The sequence below is a fragment of the Mesorhizobium kowhaii genome, assembly GCF_042431665.1.
In the GTDB taxonomy this organism is placed as follows: Bacteria; Pseudomonadota; Alphaproteobacteria; order Rhizobiales; family Rhizobiaceae; genus Mesorhizobium; species Mesorhizobium kowhaii.
The window spans coordinates 149,263-165,988 of the sequence record NZ_JBHLYT010000002.1; the positions used below are offsets into that span (position 1 = coordinate 149,263).

Sequence of the window (16,726 nt, forward strand, 5' to 3'; positions counted from 1 at the left end):
GAGCGGCGATAGGCAACTGGATCGGCGGCCGGCCGCCGAAACGGAAACCGGTCGCCGGAAATCCAACATGGCTTCAGTAGCCGTCGCAATAACACTCCGCCGACGAGATGCGGTCGTTCCACTCGCTGTCGCCGAAATCGCGGACCCTGCGCCTGATCTCGATCGAACGGCCCCCCATCCGCGAGTCCTCATAGGCAACGAGCGTACAACCACGGCGAACGATCACCGACGACACACGGTCGTTCCAGAACTGACCGCCGCGAAAATTCACGGAATCGTCGGACCCCATACCGATAGACCGCCCGCGAAAATTTGCGTGCTCGAACATGATACAGGCGGGCTCATCATTGTATTGGGCGCTGGCGCCGTCAGCAAAAAGCACGGATGCGAGAGCAGTCAGGATGGCAAGACGTTTCATCAGGTGTTTTCCTCGGTTCTGACCGCGGCGCCCCCGCCGCGGGATCGCGCGGCCTGGCCAGTTTGCCATTGCTTCGGCCAGAGAGGCAAGCCTCGCGGCCGCCGAAGAGGCAAGCCTAGCGGCTGTCGAACATCCAGCTGCGGTTGCGCCACATCTTCTCGCCGACCAGGCAGTCGCTGGCGGGCGCGTCCTGCGCCAGCACCACCGGCGGATGCGCAGCTTCTTCCGCTGCCCATTGCGGTGAGGCCGGACCGGCAAGCTCCAGCACCAGCTTGCGGCGGATGGCTTCGGGAAATTGCGTCCAGTCGTTGACCGGGATCATGAAGGCACCGGGGCCGCCGATGACGCAGTCGCTGTAGTAGCGATCGAGATTATTGACGTCGTAGGCGCCGGAAAAGCCGCCTCGGGTCATCAGCGGCAGTCCGTTGATGACGATGCCTTGCTTGACCAGCCCGTCGCGCGTGAGATTGACCGGCGCGCCCTGGTTGTTGGGACCGTCACCCGAAATGTCGATGACCCGCTTGTCTCCCTGGTAGCCGCTTTCGGCGAAAAGATCGTAGCCGAACTCCAGCGCGCCGGAGATCGAGGTGCGCCGCGCGCTGCCGGGCGGCTGGGCGGACAATTGCGCAACCACCCGCTCCGCGTCGGCGCGGCTGGCGATCACCGTCCACGGCACGATGACGCGCTGCCAGGTGGTGCCGGCCCATTCGACATAGGTAACGGCGATCTTGCCATGAGCACCATCGGCGATCGCCTGCAGCACATTGTCGTGCGTCAGCGCCGCCGCATAGCCGTGCCGCTGGATCTCGAGTTCATCCGGCGACATCGACAGCGAAACATCGACGGCCAGCACCAGCTCGACATCGACCGGCTCATCCGCAAGGGACACCGGCGTCAGCCAGAGCGTCAGCGCCATCGCGGCGCTGCCCGACAGGAGATGTCTTGCACAGGCAAAAGCAGACATGCCGCAACGGTAAGCGAGAATCGCCGGTTTAAAAAGAGAAAAGCCCGGCCATGAGCCGGGCTTTTCATTCACGCCGTTTCGCCTTGCCCGGCGATCAGCTGCGCGGCTTGAGGTTCTCCGGGTCGTAGAGCGGCTTGTAGCCAACAGCGGCGACTTCGACCGGATAGGTCTCGCCGAAATACTCGATGGCGAGCTTGCGGCCTTCCTGGGCATACGCCCACGGCAGATAGGCGAGACCGATGTTCTTGCCGATGGTCGGGCCATACGCCATCGACGTCGTGAACGACCGGCGGCCGAGTTCGTCGACCAGCGTTTCGCCCGTCTTCGGGTCCATCACCGGCATCGTGCCGACGGGGTAGCGGGCAACACCTTTCGCATCGACATTGCTGGTCATCACCAGCGTGCACAGCATGGCCGGCTGGTGCTCGCGGGCGCGGTACTCGACATGCTTGGCCTTGCCGCTGAAATCGTTCTCCTTGACCTTCGGGCGAGCAAGATCGGCTTCGAGCAGATTGTACTCGGTCAGAAGATCGGCATTCTGCAGGCGCAGGCTCTTTTCCATGCGGCGGGTGTTGGCATAGGTCTCGACGCCAAAGGGCATCACGCCGGTCGAGCGCAACGCGTCCCAGACGGCCAAGCCGTCCTCGTAGCGCATATGCAGTTCCCAGCCTTGCTCGCCGACATAGGAGATGCGGAAGGCGGTGACGTCCTTGCCGCCGATCCTGACCGGTTTGATCGCCGCGAACGGGAAGTTCTCAAGCGAGAGCCCGTCCGGAGTCTCGACCACCTTCTGCAAGGTCGCCCGGGCGTTCGGACCCCAGATGCCGATGGTAACGAATTGCTCGGTCACATCCGTGATCGTGACGTCGAAACCTTTGTCCTGCGCCGTGCGGCGCATGTACTGGAAGTCGCGCGGGCCGGCATCGGCGCCGTCGATCAAACGACAGCGGTCGGCCATGCGGATGACGGTAAAGTCGGCGCGCACCATGCCTTCCTCGTCGAGGAAGTGGGTGTAGATGCCCTTGCCGATGTTGTTGTCGCCGCCGATCTTGGCCGCGCACAGCCATTCCAGCAGCGCGACATGATCCGGACCTTCGACGTCGTACATGGCGAAATGCGACAGGTTGACGATGCCGCAATCCTCGCTCATGGCGAGATGCTCGGCATTGGAGACGCGCCAGAAATGGCGATTGTCCCACTCGTTCTCGCGCACCGGCACGCGGTTGCCGTATTTTTCCAAAAGATGCTCGTTGGCGGCATAGCCGTGGGCGCGCTCCCAGCCGCCGAGTTCCATGAAATAGCCGCCAAGTTCCTTCTCGCGCTCCCAGAACGGCGAGCGCCTGATGTTGCGGGCCTTGGAGAAGGGTTCGCGCGGATGCACAGCGGGATTGTAGACCTTCATCGCCGTCTCGGTGCAGCGATCCCAGATGAACTGCTCCTTGGTCTGGTGCGGATAGAAACGCGCATAGTCGATGGCGTGGTGGTCGATCGCCGTGCGGCCGTCGGTCATCCAGTCGGCGATCAGCTTGCCCATGCCGGGGCCGTCCTTGACCCAGATGGCGACGGCATACCACAGGCCCCTCACCTTCTGGCTTTCGCCCATCGAAGGGCCGCCATCCGCCGTCACCTGTAGAAGTCCGTTGAAGGAATGGCTCTCGTTGTAGCCCAGTTCGCCCAGGATCGGCGTCAGCTCCATGGCGCGTTCGAGCGGCCCCAGGATCTGCTCCATGTCGAGATCGCGCTGCGAAGGCGAAAGCCGGGCCTGGTCCTTCTCCAGCAGGTCGCGCGGATGGCAAAGGCGCGGATTGGTCTCTTCGTAATAGCCCCATTCGATCTGCCCGCCTTCGGCGGTCTTGGGATCGCCGGTGTCGCGCATATAGGCCGAATTGCCCTGGTCGCGCAGCAGCGGCCAGCCGATCTCCTTGCCGGTGCCGGCGAACTCGTTGTACGGGCCAAAGAAGGTGAGCGGATGGTCGATCGGCATGACCGGCAGATCCTCGCCGACCATCTCCGCGATCAGCCGGCCCCAAATGCCGGCGCAGACGACCACGTAATCGGCCTCGATGGTGCCGCGGTCGGTCACCACGCCGGTGATGCGGCCATTCTTGACGACCAGCGATCTGGCCGGCGTGTTGGCGAGGGATTTGAGCTTGCCGGAGGCTTCCGCCTGGTCGACCAGCTTGCCGGCAACGGTCTGCGAGCGCGGGATGACGAGACCGGCATCGGGATCCCACAGGCCGCCCTGCACCATCTCTTCTTCGATCAGCGGAAATTTTTGCTTGATCTCGGCGGGTTCGATCAGGCGGGCGCGCGTGCCAAAAGCCTTGGCCGAGGCGATCTTGCGCTTGATCTCCTCCATGCGGCTGTCGTCGCCGACGCGAGCCACTTCGAGGCCGCCGATGCGCGCGTAATGGCCCATCTTCTCGTAGAAATCGATGGAGTAGAGCGTCGTCCAGCACGACAGGAAATCATGGCTTGTCGTGTAGCAGAAGTCGGAGGCGTGAGCGGTCGAGCCGATGTCGGTCGGGATGCCGGACTTGTCGATGCCGACAATGTCGTTCCAGCCGCGTTCGATCAGGTGATGGGCGATCGATGCGCCGACAATGCCGCCCAGGCCGACGATGACGACCTTCGCCTTTTTCGGAAACTCTGCCATTGCCCGCGACTCCTAAGTGATAAAGCGGGCGGACTATAGGGCGGAGCGATGGACCTGATGAAGCCTGTTTGCGACATTGGCAAAAAGCCGAGCGACCAGACAGGCGAATGCTTCACATCGGGCGCCTTGGGCGGTTCTCTTTTCGCTCGAAACGCCAGCTCAAGCGAAGGCCCACACATCCTCGGCCTGGAAGCCGACCTGGTAGCCTGATGTCTTCAGCTTGACGACGACCTGGCCAATTTCGGCGGCCGGCAGCGCGCCGACCTCGACCTTGATCATGCCTGGGCGATAGCGCTTGAGGTCGAGCTGTTCGAAGACGACCCAGTCGGCGCCCTCGCAGTCGACGAGGAAGGCGTCGATATGGCTGATGCCGTTGCGGTCGAGCAGCGTCTGCAGCGTTTCCGACGGCACCTCGATATCCCTGAGATGCGGCGCGAACTTGTTGAAGTTGGCGTCAGCCTCGCCCCAGGCATTCTTGCCCGACATCAGATTGGTGTCGGTCACCGACGAGCAGCCGATGAACTCGATCGGCAACGCGCCGGCCTCGAGCGCGGCGGCATCGAAGGTGTGGACGGTGATCGTGCCCTTCGTCTTGGTGACAGCCACCGGCTCGATGATGAACCGGCTCGTGTCGGGATAGTTGGCGCGCAGCCGTTTCTGATTGTACGGGATCGGCTCGACCAGCATGGCGCGTGCGCCAGCTATGCGGTGCAGCCACGGCGTGACGTCGTCGAACAGCGCACCGTCGCAGGCGCCGACATTGACCATCTGGAACGGTCGTCCTGATCCACCGAAGCGCGCCTTCAGCGCCGCCTTGGCCAGGAATTTTGTGCCGCGCAGCGACGGCCCGCGATCGAGAAGTCCACTGGGAAGACCGAGCGACAGAGCAATACGCGCCAGGTTGGATACGGAACTCATGACTTGTCTCCGGGAATGACGTGCAGGGCGGGGCGATGCTGGCCACGCGCCACTGTCGCCCACAGCGCCATCAGCGGCGTTGCCAGCAGCAGGAAAGGCGGGATCAGATTGGGGAAATAGATGCGTGTGTCGTGAATCGGGAACACGGCGAATTTCGCCAGCACGCCGAGCACCAGCGCCGCAAACAGAATGCCGGCGCGGCGCTCGAGGCGGAAGCCGGCGCGGCCGGCCGCATGCCAGCCGGCCAACGCCAGCACCGACACGCCGACCCAACTGTTCAGGCTGACGGCGCGCAGCAAGGACGTGCCAACCGCCCTGAGATAGGCAACGATCGAGAATGGCGGCTCGAACCCATCCATATTGTAATTCTGCTCGATGCTGGAGAACCACAGATGTGGCCACCAGCCGGGATGATGGGCCCAGTGCGAAATGGCGAAATAGGCGACGAAGGACGCGGCAAAGCCGGCCAGAGCGCCCCACGCCTTCTGCCGGAACACGACCAGCAACACGGCGAAAATGGCAAGGAAAACAATGTTGTCCGGCCGCGCCATGAAGGCGAGGAAGAGCAGGATCGCTGTTGCCGCCTCGCGGCCGCGGACATAGGCGTAAAGCCCGCCGAGGAACAGCGCCGAGCACAACAGATCGGGCGTCGAGGCGCGCGCCACGTCGCCGAAATCGGCCATGATCAGCACCGCGCCGACCAGAGGCGCCAGCGCCAATGCCCGCTCCGAGCGCAGCCAGAGCAGTGCGATCGCGCCGAACAACAGCACGGAGAACACCGAGACGAGCCGCATCGCCTCGACCGGCGACATCACCGAGCTCATCGTCGACAGGATCTCGGCATAGAGGAACTTGATCCGGTACATGCCGAGCAGCGAATGGAAGTCGGCGGCATTCTCCGCCATATGGCTGCGGAAGCCGCCGCCATCGTCGGTCAGCGTCTTGTAGTCGCCCGCCGACACGCCGGCCTTGACGGTGCTGTAGGCATAGTCGTGCAGCGCCTGCGCATCGGGATAGGCGCCTTCCTCGGCGATAGCGAGATAGGGCAGCATGTCCCAGTTGGCGTCCGGCATCACCCATGCCGTGAACGCCGTCAACAGGATGTAGAGCGCGAAAGCCCCCGCGCCGATGGGTGCTGCCAGCCGCGCATAGGTCCCCTCGCCCCACGCCAGGCCGGCCTCGGTGAGCCGGTCGAGCGGGTTTTTCGCAGCGGGAGACTTGGTCAGCATGATTTTGCTCAGCGACCTTCGCTTAACGGACTTGGCTTTTGACGAAATCCTTGACGATCGATACGATACCGCGCGACAGCAGGCTGTCGAAGGCATCGACGAAGCGGTCGACATGCTCGCGCTGGCAGATCAGCGGCGGCTCCAGCCGGATGACGTTGCGGTTGTATTCGGTGAAGGCGACGAGCACGTCGTAGTCACGCAGCAAGTGCGCGCCGACGAAGCCGGACAGCGAGCCTTTCAGCTTGTCGTCGAGCACGCTGACGATCGGCCGCAGCACCATCGGCAAGGTCTGCGAAAAGTCATGGAACTCCAGCCCGACCATGAAACCTTTGCCGCGCACGTCCTTGATGATCTTGGGGTATTTGTCTTTGAGCGCTTGCAGCCGCTGCAGCAGGTAGTCGCCGGTAACGGCTGCGTTGTCGATCAGCCCCTCGTCATAGAGCACGTTGAGCCCCTCGATCGAGGTGATGCAGGCCTCGCCCATGCCGCCGAAGGTCGCCATCGCATGGATCATCGCCGTCTTCGGCGTGCCATAGGCCTTCATATAGACTTCGCGTCGGGCAATCATTGCCCCGACCGCCGCCTTGCCGGCGCCAAGCGATTTGGCCAGCGCCGTCACATCCGGAACGACGCCATAATGCTCGAAGGCATAGAAGCGGCCAGAGCGGCCATAGCCGCACTGCACTTCGTCGGCGACCCACAGCACGCCATACTGGTCGCAGAGCGCGCGCAGCTTCTGCCAGTATTCGGCCGGCGCCTGGATGATGCCGCCGCCGCCCTGGATGGTTTCGAGCACGATGACGCCGACCTCCGGGTCGGAGCGGAACAGGCGCTCGACCGCCTCGATGTCGGCAAAGGGAATACGGACCGTATTGTCCGCCACCTTGAAGTCGGCGCGATAAAGCTGGCCGTCGGTGATGCCCAGCACGCCCTTGGTCTTGCCGTGGAAGGAATTCTCGGCATAGACGATTTTCGGCCGCTTCGGACCGGCGGCGCGCTCGGCGAGCTTGACCGCCGCTTCCATCGCCTCGGAGCCCGACGAGCCCAGGAACACCATGTCGAGATCACCGGGTGAGCATTTGGCGATGTTGTGCGCCAGCGCCGCCGCATATTGCGACATGAAGGCGATGGCGATCTCCTGGCGCTTCTCCTCCTGGAATTTTCTGCGCGCTTCCAGAATGCGCGGATGGTTGTGGCCGAAGGCCAGCGAGCCGAAGCCGCCGAAGAAGTCGAGGATCTTGCGGCCGTTCTGGTCGATGTAGAACATGCCCTCGGCACGCTCGATCTTGATCTTGTGGAAGCCCAGCAGCTTCATGAAATGCAGCTGGCCAGGGTTGAGATGCGCCTTGAACAGGTCGGTCATGCGCGCGACGTCCATCGCCTTGGCCTGCTCGACGCTGATCAGGTCGGGCTTGGCGATGGTGACGGGCGACAGCGCGGGTGCGCTGACCATGGTGCGCGCGCTGGTCTGTTCGGGCTTGGCCATGACGGTCATTTCAATCTCCTGTCTGCGCGCATGACCAGGATCGTGCGCAACGAAAGCTGTTTTTGCGAGCCCGCTATTCGGCGGGCACATGTTTGGTGGCGACGGCGTGACCGGCCTTCTTGGCCCGGTACTCGCTGTAGGCGGCGATCAGCATGTCCTCGTCGCGATATTGCGGCACCCAGCCGAGTTGGCGCTCCGCCTTGGAGACGTCGAGCACGCACTCTTCGTCGGCAATCAGATATTGCTCCGGATCCATGATCGGCATGTTCATCAGGTCGAGCAGGTCGAGCGTGCGCTTCACCGCCCAGCCCGGTGTCGGGATCAGGATCGATTTCGAACCTGCATGCCTGATCAGGTCGCCGAGCAGTTTCTTCACCGGCGGCGGGTTGAGCGAGCCCAGATTATAAGCCTCGTTCGGCACACCCGCCTTCCAGGCGGCACGCGCGGCCTCGGCGCAGTCGAACACCGAGATGAACTGATAGGGGTTTTTGCCCGAACCAATCATAGGAACCGGAAAACTCCAGTCGATCAGCTTGAACAGCTTTTCCAGAATGCCGAGCCTGCCCGGGCCGATGATCAGGCGCGGGCGAAACAGCGAGATCGACATGCCGCGCTTGCGCCATTCGGCTGCCAGTTCCTCCGTCTTCTGCTTCGACCAGCCATATTCGCCAAGCGGCGCGACCGGATGCTCCTCGGTCATCGGCTGGGTGACTGTGTGGCCGTAGATCATATCGGTCGTGTAGTGGACGAGCTTGGGCGCACCGGCCTTGTCCATCGCCTGCATGATGTGCTCGGTGCCATGGAAATTGACCGGAAAGAAGAAATCGTGCCGCTTGGCCCGCACCTGGATCGGCGACAGCATCTTGGCCGACAGGTTGTAGACCATGTCGTCGGCCTTCAGCCCAACCGCGGCGACCGAAGCCGGATCGGTGACATCGCACTTGATAAAGCGGACAGTGCGGTAATGCGGCAGGTCGCTCCTGACGATGTCTGCGACGACAACCTCTTCACCATCGGCCACAAGCTTCGGGGCAAGGTGGCGGCCGACGAAACCGTCGCCACCGAAAATCAAATGTCTCATCGAATGATCTCGCTGTGAATCTTATCGGACGAAAGCGAAGCCGTTTCCTCCTCATGCACGCGCCCGCTTTGCGCGATGAGCACCGTGCCGACGCAGATGCAGGCGATGCCGGCGATGCGCCAGCCATTGAGATCCTCGCGGAAGACGAAATAGGCGAAGATGGCAACGGCGACATAGGCGAGGCTGAGGAACGGATAGGCGAAGGAAAGCTCGACCTTGGACAGCACATAGAGGTGCGAGGCCATCGAGATGACGAAGGTGCACAGGCCGAGGAACACCCAGGGGCTGAAGACGATCTGCAACAGCTTGACCAGGGGATTGACGCCCTCGAACGAGATCGGCCCGAGCGACATCATGCCTTGCTTCAGCATCAGCTGCGCAGCGGCATTGGTCATGACCGTAAAGAGAATGAAGACGATGTATTTCATGTGTTCCCAACACCCCTTCACGCTTCCTATTACAAACCCGCAAACATTTCGTGAAGCCACAAGAATGTTTTGAGTGAACTGTAGAGTTAGCGATACGCTAACCAAGCTTATTTCAAATTTTATCTATTCCGCAGCCTCGACGGCACTGCGCCGCATGTCGAGCTTCTTTGCCGTCCGCGCCCAGAATGACGACATGAAGGCGGGATCGCGAAGCGCCTCCAGCCGTGGCCATTCGGGAAAGGACGAAGCGAAGATGTCGGCGCCCATACGGGCATCCTTGTAGGGGTTGACCGCGCCGCCGGCCTCGACCGTGATGCGATCGAGCTCCCGCAGCAGCGCCAGCGTCGCCGATCCCCTGTTGGGGAAATCCAGCGTCAGCGTGTAACCAGGACGCGGGAACGACAGCAGCGCCGGCGAACGGATGGAGCCGAAGCGTTTCAGCACGGTGAGGAACGACCCCTGCCCGGCTCGCCTTGCAGCCGCCAGCAGCGCCGGCACCGCCTCGCGCGCCGCCTCTTCCGGCACCACGCTCTGGTGCTGGAAAAGCCCTTTCGGTCCGTAAAGCCGGTTCCAGTCGCGCACCCCGTCGAGCGGAAAGAAGAAGCCCTGGTATCCGACCTGGCGCGGCGCCGCAGACCGGCCCTTCTTCCACCGGTAGGCTGCATTGAACGCGGTCAGGAACGGGCGGTTGAGGACATTGAATGGCGGCCGGACCGGCACCGAGAGGGTGCCGCCGGCGCGCGAGGCGGCATGCGAGCCGTGCTCGGCGTGATTGCCGGTGAACAGCAGGCCGCGACCACTGTTGCGGCCGCCGGCCAGCTGATCGATCCAGGCGACCGCGTATTCATTGACCTGGTCGGCCGCCTCGGCCAGATCGAAAAATTCGCCGAGATCGCGAAACGGCGTCGCTGTCTCGACGATGTCGAGCGAAGGCACCCGCATCAGCCGGATCGAGGCCGAGAGGATGAGGCCAGTCAGCCCCATGCCACCGATCGTCGCCCGAAACAGCCGGGCATTATCGGTCGCCGAACAGCGATAAGTCTTTCCGTTAGACCTGAGCAGCGTCAAGGTCTCGACATGGCAGCCGAAGGTGCCACGCCGGTGATGGTTCTTGCCATGCACGTCATTGGCGATGGCGCCGCCGAGCGTGACGAATTGGGTGCCTGGAATAACCGCCGGGAAGAGGCCGTAAGGGGCAGCGTGTGCGATGATGTCGGACAACAGCACCCCGCCATCGGCTTCAAGAAGGCCTGTCTCTGCGTTGAAGGCACGGATCCGGTTCAGGGATCGCATGTCGACGACCGTGCCGGCCTCGTTCTGGCAGGAATCGCCGTAGGAACGGCCGTTACCATAGGCGAGCAGCGACGCTGGCTTGGCCTGGCCGCCCTTCAGCATCGCAATGCCATCGTCGGCACCGATCCCGCGTGGCGCCGGCGGCGTGGCAAGGCCAAAGCTCTGGAAGCGTTCGGCGGCCATCCCTACCAGCCTCCAATGACCAGCATCACTGCACCGATCAGCACCACGATCTGGCTGCGCCAGTCGCGGATGATGAAGACGACCGGGTCGTCATGCATCTCGTCGCGGCGCGCCAGGATCCAGACGCGCATGGTGAGATAAAGCACGATCGGCGCCAGCGGCCAGATCAGCCACGGATGCGGATAGAGCTCGCGCACCGCGACGCTGTCCATGTAGAGCGCCAGCACCAGCGCCGAGGAGAAGGCCGAAGCCATGCCCGCCTGGGCGACGATCTCCTGGTCTTCGGTGCGGTAGCCGCGGCCGGCAATGCGCTCGCCAGGCGGGATGGCGGTGGTGCGCAGTTCGACGAAGCGCTTCACCAGCGCCAGCGACAGGAAGAAGAAGATCGAGAAGGCGAGCAGCCAGAACGAGACGTCGACACCGGTCGCGGCCGCACCCGCCAGGACGCGGATCGTGTAGAGGCCGGCAAGCGTCAGCACGTCGACAAGCAGCATGCGCTTGAACGACAGCGAATAGGCCGTCGTGACCACCATGTAGCCGCCAAGCACGGCCAGGAATTCGGGCGACAAAAGCAATCCGGTGCCGATGCCGATCGCCAGCAGCACTGCGATCGCGCCAAGACCGAACGGGATCGTCAGCGCGCCGCTGGCGAACGGCCGGTTGCGCTTGGTGGCGTGCTTGCGGTCGAGCGCGAGGTCGAAGAAATCGTTGAGGATGTAGATGGCCGACGCCACCGCGCTGAACGAGACGAATGCCAGCAGGCATTCCCAGATCATGTCGGTGTTGAAATATTCATGCGAGAGCACCATCGGCACGGCGATCAGCGAGTTCTTCAGCCATTGATGCACGCGCAGCATCTTGACGACAGTCCGCAACGTCGGCTTCGGCGTCGGCATCGTCTCGGCGCCGTGTGCGGCCTGCCAGCGCGCGGCATGACGGTCGGGCGCCACGACGATTGCCGTGCGCGCGGCGTCGAAGACCTGGAGGTCGTGGCGGCTGTTGCCGGCATAGTCGAAGCCGCCGTCGCCATAGGCTGCGATCAGTGAGGCGCGCTTCTTGCCGGAGGTGAGATTGTCGAAACCGTCGGTGGCCAGCACCCGGTCGAAAATGCCGAGATGAGCAGCGATGGCGTCGGCGAACTTGCGCGGCGTGCCGGTCGCCAGAACGATCTTGCGGCCTTCGGCGTGCTCGGTCCGGAGGCGGCAGAGCAGCCCCTCGCGATAGGGCAGTGATGCCGGATCGATGTCGATGCGTTGAGCGATCGCCTGCTTCAACCGGGCCGCGCCGCCGGCGGCCCAGAAAGGCACGAGGAAGATATAGAGCGGGTTCTTCTTGAGAAGGATGAACAGCCCTTCCCACAACAGGTCGGTCGCGATCAGCGTGCCGTCGAGATCGACCGCAAACGGTATTGCGTTCCTGTCCGACCGCGCATCCATAGCCCGTCCTGCCCTGCCAGCGTGTGATCCGGAAAACCGGAATCTCGTTGCGCGCCGCGTCTCGGCGTCTTGAAGCTGGTATAGCTAGGAACGGCATAGCGAATGTTAAAACGCCCGGTGCGGGCCTGTCCGGATCACGGTATTTCCCCCGTCATCGTTAAGCAGCAATGACCGGAAACAATAAAAGGCCGAGCAAATGCCCGGCCTTTCCTGTCATGCCGTCGGAACTACTTGATGCGGGCAACGCCGCCCGAGATCTCGACGGTTTCCGAGCCGGTAAGAGCTTCGAGATCGCCATTGGGCAAGGTGACGAAGCAGCCGTTCGGGCAGAATTCAACGGTTTCGCCAGCAGCCAGCGCAAGGTCAGACTTGCTGCCGCCCTCCGTCACGATCAGCGTGCGGGTCTCGGCGTCCTTGTTGACCGCGCTGGCGGCATGGGTCGAGCCGATGGCGGCGGCCAGGGCGACGGCAGCGACGAGAGACTTCCACATGTTGCAATATCGGTGTTCCCACCGCCTCTGTTGCATTTCGCAAGGCATTTTCGCCTTTGCATGGGAGCTTATATGAGATGGAAGCTGAACCGCAACTGAATGCCGCATTCATGCCGCAATTGGCTTTGGCCGGTTGCGAGCGCGCCTGTTCGAAGGCCAGTTGACTGTCAGCACGCCCTAGTCGGGATCGGGCTTGCGCACCTTGCGTCCCGATTTGGCGAGCCGCTTCGCCTCTGCAGCGGCCTCCACCTTGGCCTGCTCCTGTTCAACGAAATCGGCTTCGATCTTGTCGTCGTCGGTCGGCCAGGCCTTGGGCTTGTGGACCTCGACGACGGCGCGCGGCGTCGAGGGAATCTCGATGTGCTCGCCGCTGAATTTCTCGAGCACGGCAAACCGGATGTCGTTCTGCGCGATATTGCCGTTCATCACATCGGCCAGGAACACGCGGATCTCGAATTCGAGTGCGGCCGTGCCGAAATTGGAAAACAGCACGAAGGGTTCCGGGTTCTTCAGCACCAGCGGGTGGCTGCGTGCGATGTCCAGCAGGATGGCGTGAACCTGTTTGACGTCGCTGCCATAGGCGACGCCGACCTTGATGTCGACGCGGCCGAGCTTGTTGCGATGCGTCCAGTTGCCGACGGCGTTGTTGATCAGGTTCGAATTGGGCAGGATCACCGACTGCCGCTGAAACGTCTCGATCTCGGTGGCGCGCACGCTGATCTTCTTGACGGTGCCGCTGACATCGCCGGCGACAATCCAGTCGCCGACCTTGAATGGCCGCTCGGCCAAAAGGATCAGGCCGGAGACGAAATTGGACACTACATTCTGCAGGCCAAAGCCGATGCCGAGGGAAAGAGCACCGGCGACCAGCGCAAGATTGGACAGGTCTATGCCCGCAGCCGAGATGCCGACGAGTGCCGCCAGCGCAACACCGGAGTAGCCGACCGCCAGCCGGATCGAGTTGCGCACCCCGGTATCGACCTTGCCGCGCGCCATCACCGAACCGTCGAGCCAGCCCTGGAACCAGCGCGTCAGGAAATAGCCGATGATGAAGACGACGATGCCGGAGAGGATGCCGGTGACCGAAATCGTCACCGAGCCAATGGTGATCCCGGTTGCCAGCTTGTAGGCCCAAGCCTCGATGTCGCCGGGCTGAAAGCCCCACATCAGCAGGATCAGCGGCAGAAAAACCAGCACGATCATTAGATTGATGGCGACGCTGACGACGAGGCCGAGCTGATCGAGGGCGGCGTCTTCGTAACTCGAATTGGCCGACAGCCAGCGCCCGACGGAGGTGTCGGCGAAAGCGCCCTCCTCGCCGATCGCCCGCGCCGACAGGAAGCCGATATACGCAGTGATTAATACGGTGCCGGTGACGACGACCTGCAGCGCGACAAACAGGGCAAGGCCGATATAGCCGAGCAGCGCCGCAACGATAGTGAACAGGCCGAGCGCAATCGCCATGTAGCGCAGCCAGGCCGGCCACGGCCGCCAGCTTCCGTCATGCGCCTTGAACGGTCTCAGCATCGCCATCAGGATCAGGATGACGCCAACGATGATCGTGGAGCCGAAACTGCGGGCGATGGTCAGCGACAGCGGCGAGCCCATCTTGTCGTTAACGATCGACAGGAAATAGTTGACGCCAATGACCACGGCCATGGCAGTCGTCAGCCGCACCAGCCAGCGTGCCGGGCCGGTTTCGACGGGAATGAGCCGCCAGTTCGGCAGCCGCGGCTCGAGCGCCGCATTGGTCAGCCGGTTGACGCAGAACACCACCGCGATGACGGCCGCCAGCGCATTCAGGAAGACGCCGATGTCGCCGCGCAACACATTGTAATAGTTGAAAAAGAACACCGTGGAGGCCAGGAATACGCCGACCGCCAGCGACGGCAGCAAGGTCGACCAGAACGCCACCGACAGGCGGCTGAGATAGGACGGGTCCTCGACCGTCGGGTCAGCTTCGAACACCCGCCCGAACAGGCGCCGGCCGCCGACCAGCAGCACCAGCGCCAAGCCGAGCGCCACGAAGGTCGCTGCCAGGATGGCCTTGAACTTGAACTTGAAGGCAAAGGTCAGCCAGGACGACACCGCCTTGTACAGGTTGGCGTATTCGTCCTGGGCGTCGGAGAAGACCTGCGGGCTCAGCGCGTCGGACAGCACGTAGCGCTTGGTGAGCACATTGCGGAACAGCGCGCTGCGCATATTGCCGATCTTGTCGATCAGCCCGCTGATGCGGATCGACAGGTTCTGCGCGCTGGCGACGACCGCGTTGATCTCGGCCTTTTCCGACGCCAGCGCCTGGCGTTCGCCGGTCACTATGTCGGGCTCCTGCGGCTGCCCCGCCGCCGGCGGCGGACCCAGCATCTCGATCCGATTGTTGATGTCGGTAAGGCGCGAACGAAACGCCAGCGCACTGGTAAGTGCCGCCCGCGACAGATCCTCCAGTTGCAGACGGATATCAACGAGTGCGGCATCGTCCTCACCGTCCTGCTGTATTCTCTTTTCGAGATCGTCAGTCTTGGCCGTCAGGCCCTGGATGACTTTCTGCTGATCGGTGATCAATCCGGCAGCGCCCTGACCGAGCGCTTGCGCCATCGCGTCAAACGAAGGCGGCGCCGAGACAACAAGCGCGAGGATCAAAATGAGGCGAAGCAATCGGAAAAGCATGATTTGTTGGCGACTCACGGGCGGCAAAGGCAATTTGAAAGCCTGTCCTTGATAAAGACGGCCATATCATGGGGCAAGCCGTCGCATCCGATCGCTCACCTCATCCGATCGCGGGCGTCGGCCAGTCGAAAGGCAATGGCGCAATATTGGCTTTGCGGATGCGGCCTGCTCTATAGTCTGCCGCATCGCCCGAACCGGATGACAATTATGGCAGAGTACTCGGCCTTTTCGCTGCTCGCGAACGCGCTCAAGGGAAACAAGGATTGGAAGCCGGCCTGGCGCAAGCCGGATCCGAAGGCATCCTATGATGTCATCATCATCGGTGGCGGCGGTCACGGGCTGGCAACCGCCTACTATCTCGCCAAGGAACATGGCATCACCAATGTCGCGGTGCTGGAAAAGGGCTGGCTCGGGTCCGGCAATGTCGGCCGCAACACCACGGCCGTGCGCTCGAACTACCTGCTGCCCGCCAACACCCGTTTCTACGAGCATTCGATGAAGCTGTGGGAGAACCTGTCGCACGAGCTCAATTACAATGTCATGTTCTCGCAGCGCGGCTGCCTGAACCTCGCGCACACGCCGGCCCAGTTCGACGACTATGCAAGGCGCGGCAATGCCATGCGCCATCTCGGCGTCGACGCTGAATTGATGACGCCAGCGCAGATCAAACGCCTGATCCCGGCGCTCGATATCTCCGACAGCGCACGCTTCCCGGTGGTCGGCGGCCTGATGCAACGGCGCGCCGGAACCGCCCGCCACGATGCCGTCGCCTGGGGCTATGCGCGCGGCGCCGACCGGCGCGGCGTCGACATCATCGAGAATTGCGAGGTCACCGGCTTCCTGCGCGATGGCGACCGCGTCACCGGCGTCGCGACGTCGCGCGGCGACATCCGCGCCAAAAAGGTGGCCGTCGCGGTCGCCGGCAGTACCGGACGCGTCATGCAACTGGCCGGCGTCGAGACGATGCCGATCGAGAGCCACGTGCTGCAGGCCTTCGTCACCGAATCGCTAAAACCCTTTATCGACACCGTCGTCACCTTCGGCATGGGCCATTTCTACATGTCGCAGTCGGACAAGGGCGGCCTCATCTATGGCGGCGACATCGACGGCTACAACAGCTACGCCCAGCGCGGCAATTTGCCGATCGTCGACGAGGTAATGAGCGAGATGCTGGCGCTGTTTCCGGGCCTTGCCCGCGTGCGCATGCTGCGCTCCTGGGGCGGCGTCTGCGACATGTCGATGGACGGCTCGCCGATCATCACCACCGGCCCCCTGCCCGGCATGTATCTCAACTGCGGCTGGTGCTATGGCGGCTTCAAGGCGACGCCGGCCTCGGGCTGGTGCTTTGCCTGGACCATCGCCAAGGATCAGCCGCACGACCTCAACGCCCCTTTCACGCTCGACCGCTTCCACCGCGGCCTGCTGATCGACGACAAGGGCCAGGGCGCCAACCCCAGGCTTCATTAGACATGATCC

Annotated in this window: 13 protein-coding genes; 1 reads left to right on the forward strand and 12 read right to left on the reverse strand. The window is 63.0% G+C overall.

What is annotated here, in order from left to right:
• Nucleotides 1-73: 73 nt before the first annotated feature.
• The 12 genes from ACFFNA_RS01485 to ACFFNA_RS01540 all read right to left on the reverse strand — a co-directional run bounded on the left by ACFFNA_RS01485 (nucleotide 74) and on the right by ACFFNA_RS01540 (nucleotide 15,250).
• Nucleotides 74-418, reverse strand: coding sequence for a peptidase inhibitor family I36 protein (locus ACFFNA_RS01485; RefSeq protein ID WP_378915044.1), 345 nt, complete (start codon nucleotides 416-418; stop codon nucleotides 74-76).
• A gap of 115 nt (nucleotides 419-533) precedes the next feature.
• Nucleotides 534-1,382, reverse strand: a complete 849-nt coding sequence (locus ACFFNA_RS01490) for a DUF1194 domain-containing protein (protein ID WP_378915046.1) — start codon at nucleotides 1,380-1,382, stop codon at nucleotides 534-536.
• Nucleotides 1,383-1,476: 94 nt separating this feature from the next.
• Nucleotides 1,477-4,038 (reverse strand): GcvT family protein, encoded by a 2,562-nt coding sequence (locus ACFFNA_RS01495; protein WP_378915048.1) that lies wholly within the window; start codon nucleotides 4,036-4,038, stop codon nucleotides 1,477-1,479.
• 159 nt (nucleotides 4,039-4,197) lie between these two features.
• The gene (locus ACFFNA_RS01500; protein ID WP_111547505.1) at nucleotides 4,198-4,956 is read right to left on the reverse strand and encodes an FkbM family methyltransferase; all 759 of its coding nucleotides are present in this window, start codon (nucleotides 4,954-4,956) and stop codon (nucleotides 4,198-4,200) included.
• On the reverse strand, nucleotides 4,953-6,185 hold the full coding sequence (locus ACFFNA_RS01505; RefSeq protein WP_378915050.1) for a hypothetical protein: 1,233 nt from the start codon (nucleotides 6,183-6,185) through the stop codon (nucleotides 4,953-4,955). Before ACFFNA_RS01505 ends, ACFFNA_RS01500 begins: the two co-directional genes overlap by 4 nt.
• A 22-nt stretch (nucleotides 6,186-6,207) precedes the next feature.
• Entirely contained in the window at nucleotides 6,208-7,638 is a 1,431-nt protein-coding gene (locus tag ACFFNA_RS01510) for an aspartate aminotransferase family protein (protein ID WP_378915624.1), read from the reverse strand.
• A gap of 106 nt (nucleotides 7,639-7,744) precedes the next feature.
• On the reverse strand, nucleotides 7,745-8,752 hold the full coding sequence (locus ACFFNA_RS01515) for an NAD-dependent epimerase/dehydratase family protein (RefSeq protein ID WP_378915052.1): 1,008 nt from the start codon (nucleotides 8,750-8,752) through the stop codon (nucleotides 7,745-7,747).
• Nucleotides 8,749-9,180, reverse strand: coding sequence for an EamA family transporter (locus ACFFNA_RS01520; protein ID WP_111547509.1), 432 nt, complete (start codon nucleotides 9,178-9,180; stop codon nucleotides 8,749-8,751). Before ACFFNA_RS01520 ends, ACFFNA_RS01515 begins: the two co-directional genes overlap by 4 nt.
• Nucleotides 9,181-9,303: 123 nt before the next feature.
• Nucleotides 9,304-10,656, reverse strand: a complete 1,353-nt coding sequence (locus ACFFNA_RS01525) for an FAD-binding oxidoreductase (protein WP_378915054.1) — start codon at nucleotides 10,654-10,656, stop codon at nucleotides 9,304-9,306.
• Between the two features lie 2 nt (nucleotides 10,657-10,658).
• The gene (locus tag ACFFNA_RS01530; RefSeq protein ID WP_378915056.1) at nucleotides 10,659-12,092 is read right to left on the reverse strand and encodes a UbiA family prenyltransferase; all 1,434 of its coding nucleotides are present in this window, start codon (nucleotides 12,090-12,092) and stop codon (nucleotides 10,659-10,661) included.
• A gap of 227 nt (nucleotides 12,093-12,319) precedes the next feature.
• Nucleotides 12,320-12,583 carry a hypothetical protein gene (locus tag ACFFNA_RS01535; RefSeq protein ID WP_167392187.1) on the reverse strand — a complete coding sequence of 88 codons (264 nt, stop codon included), beginning with the start codon at nucleotides 12,581-12,583 and terminating at the stop codon, nucleotides 12,320-12,322.
• 177 nt (nucleotides 12,584-12,760) lie between these two features.
• Nucleotides 12,761-15,250, reverse strand: a complete 2,490-nt coding sequence (locus ACFFNA_RS01540; protein WP_378915058.1) for a mechanosensitive ion channel family protein — start codon at nucleotides 15,248-15,250, stop codon at nucleotides 12,761-12,763.
• A gap of 207 nt (nucleotides 15,251-15,457) precedes the next feature.
• On the opposite strand from ACFFNA_RS01540, the gene ACFFNA_RS01545 reads away from it, so the two are divergent.
• Entirely contained in the window at nucleotides 15,458-16,717 is a 1,260-nt protein-coding gene (locus ACFFNA_RS01545; protein ID WP_378915060.1) for a sarcosine oxidase subunit beta, read from the forward strand.
• Nucleotides 16,718-16,726 lie beyond the last annotated feature (9 nt).

Coding starts and splice junctions, on each gene's coding strand:
- ACFFNA_RS01485 (WP_378915044.1), bottom strand. CDS start 418: ATGAAACGTCTTGCCATCCTGACTGCTCTCGCATCCGTGCTTTTTGCT.
- ACFFNA_RS01490 (WP_378915046.1), bottom strand. CDS start 1,382: ATGTCTGCTTTTGCCTGTGCAAGACATCTCCTGTCGGGCAGCGCCGCG.
- ACFFNA_RS01495 (WP_378915048.1), bottom strand. CDS start 4,038: ATGGCAGAGTTTCCGAAAAAGGCGAAGGTCGTCATCGTCGGCCTGGGC.
- ACFFNA_RS01500 (WP_111547505.1), bottom strand. CDS start 4,956: ATGAGTTCCGTATCCAACCTGGCGCGTATTGCTCTGTCGCTCGGTCTT.
- ACFFNA_RS01505 (WP_378915050.1), bottom strand. CDS start 6,185: ATGCTGACCAAGTCTCCCGCTGCGAAAAACCCGCTCGACCGGCTCACC.
- ACFFNA_RS01510 (WP_378915624.1), bottom strand. CDS start 7,638: ATGGTCAGCGCACCCGCGCTGTCGCCCGTCACCATCGCCAAGCCCGAC.
- ACFFNA_RS01515 (WP_378915052.1), bottom strand. CDS start 8,752: ATGAGACATTTGATTTTCGGTGGCGACGGTTTCGTCGGCCGCCACCTT.
- ACFFNA_RS01520 (WP_111547509.1), bottom strand. CDS start 9,180: ATGAAATACATCGTCTTCATTCTCTTTACGGTCATGACCAATGCCGCT.
- ACFFNA_RS01525 (WP_378915054.1), bottom strand. CDS start 10,656: ATGGCCGCCGAACGCTTCCAGAGCTTTGGCCTTGCCACGCCGCCGGCG.
- ACFFNA_RS01530 (WP_378915056.1), bottom strand. CDS start 12,092: ATGGATGCGCGGTCGGACAGGAACGCAATACCGTTTGCGGTCGATCTC.
- ACFFNA_RS01535 (WP_167392187.1), bottom strand. CDS start 12,583: ATGTGGAAGTCTCTCGTCGCTGCCGTCGCCCTGGCCGCCGCCATCGGC.
- ACFFNA_RS01540 (WP_378915058.1), bottom strand. CDS start 15,250: ATGCTTTTCCGATTGCTTCGCCTCATTTTGATCCTCGCGCTTGTTGTC.
- ACFFNA_RS01545 (WP_378915060.1), top strand. CDS start 15,458: ATGGCAGAGTACTCGGCCTTTTCGCTGCTCGCGAACGCGCTCAAGGGA.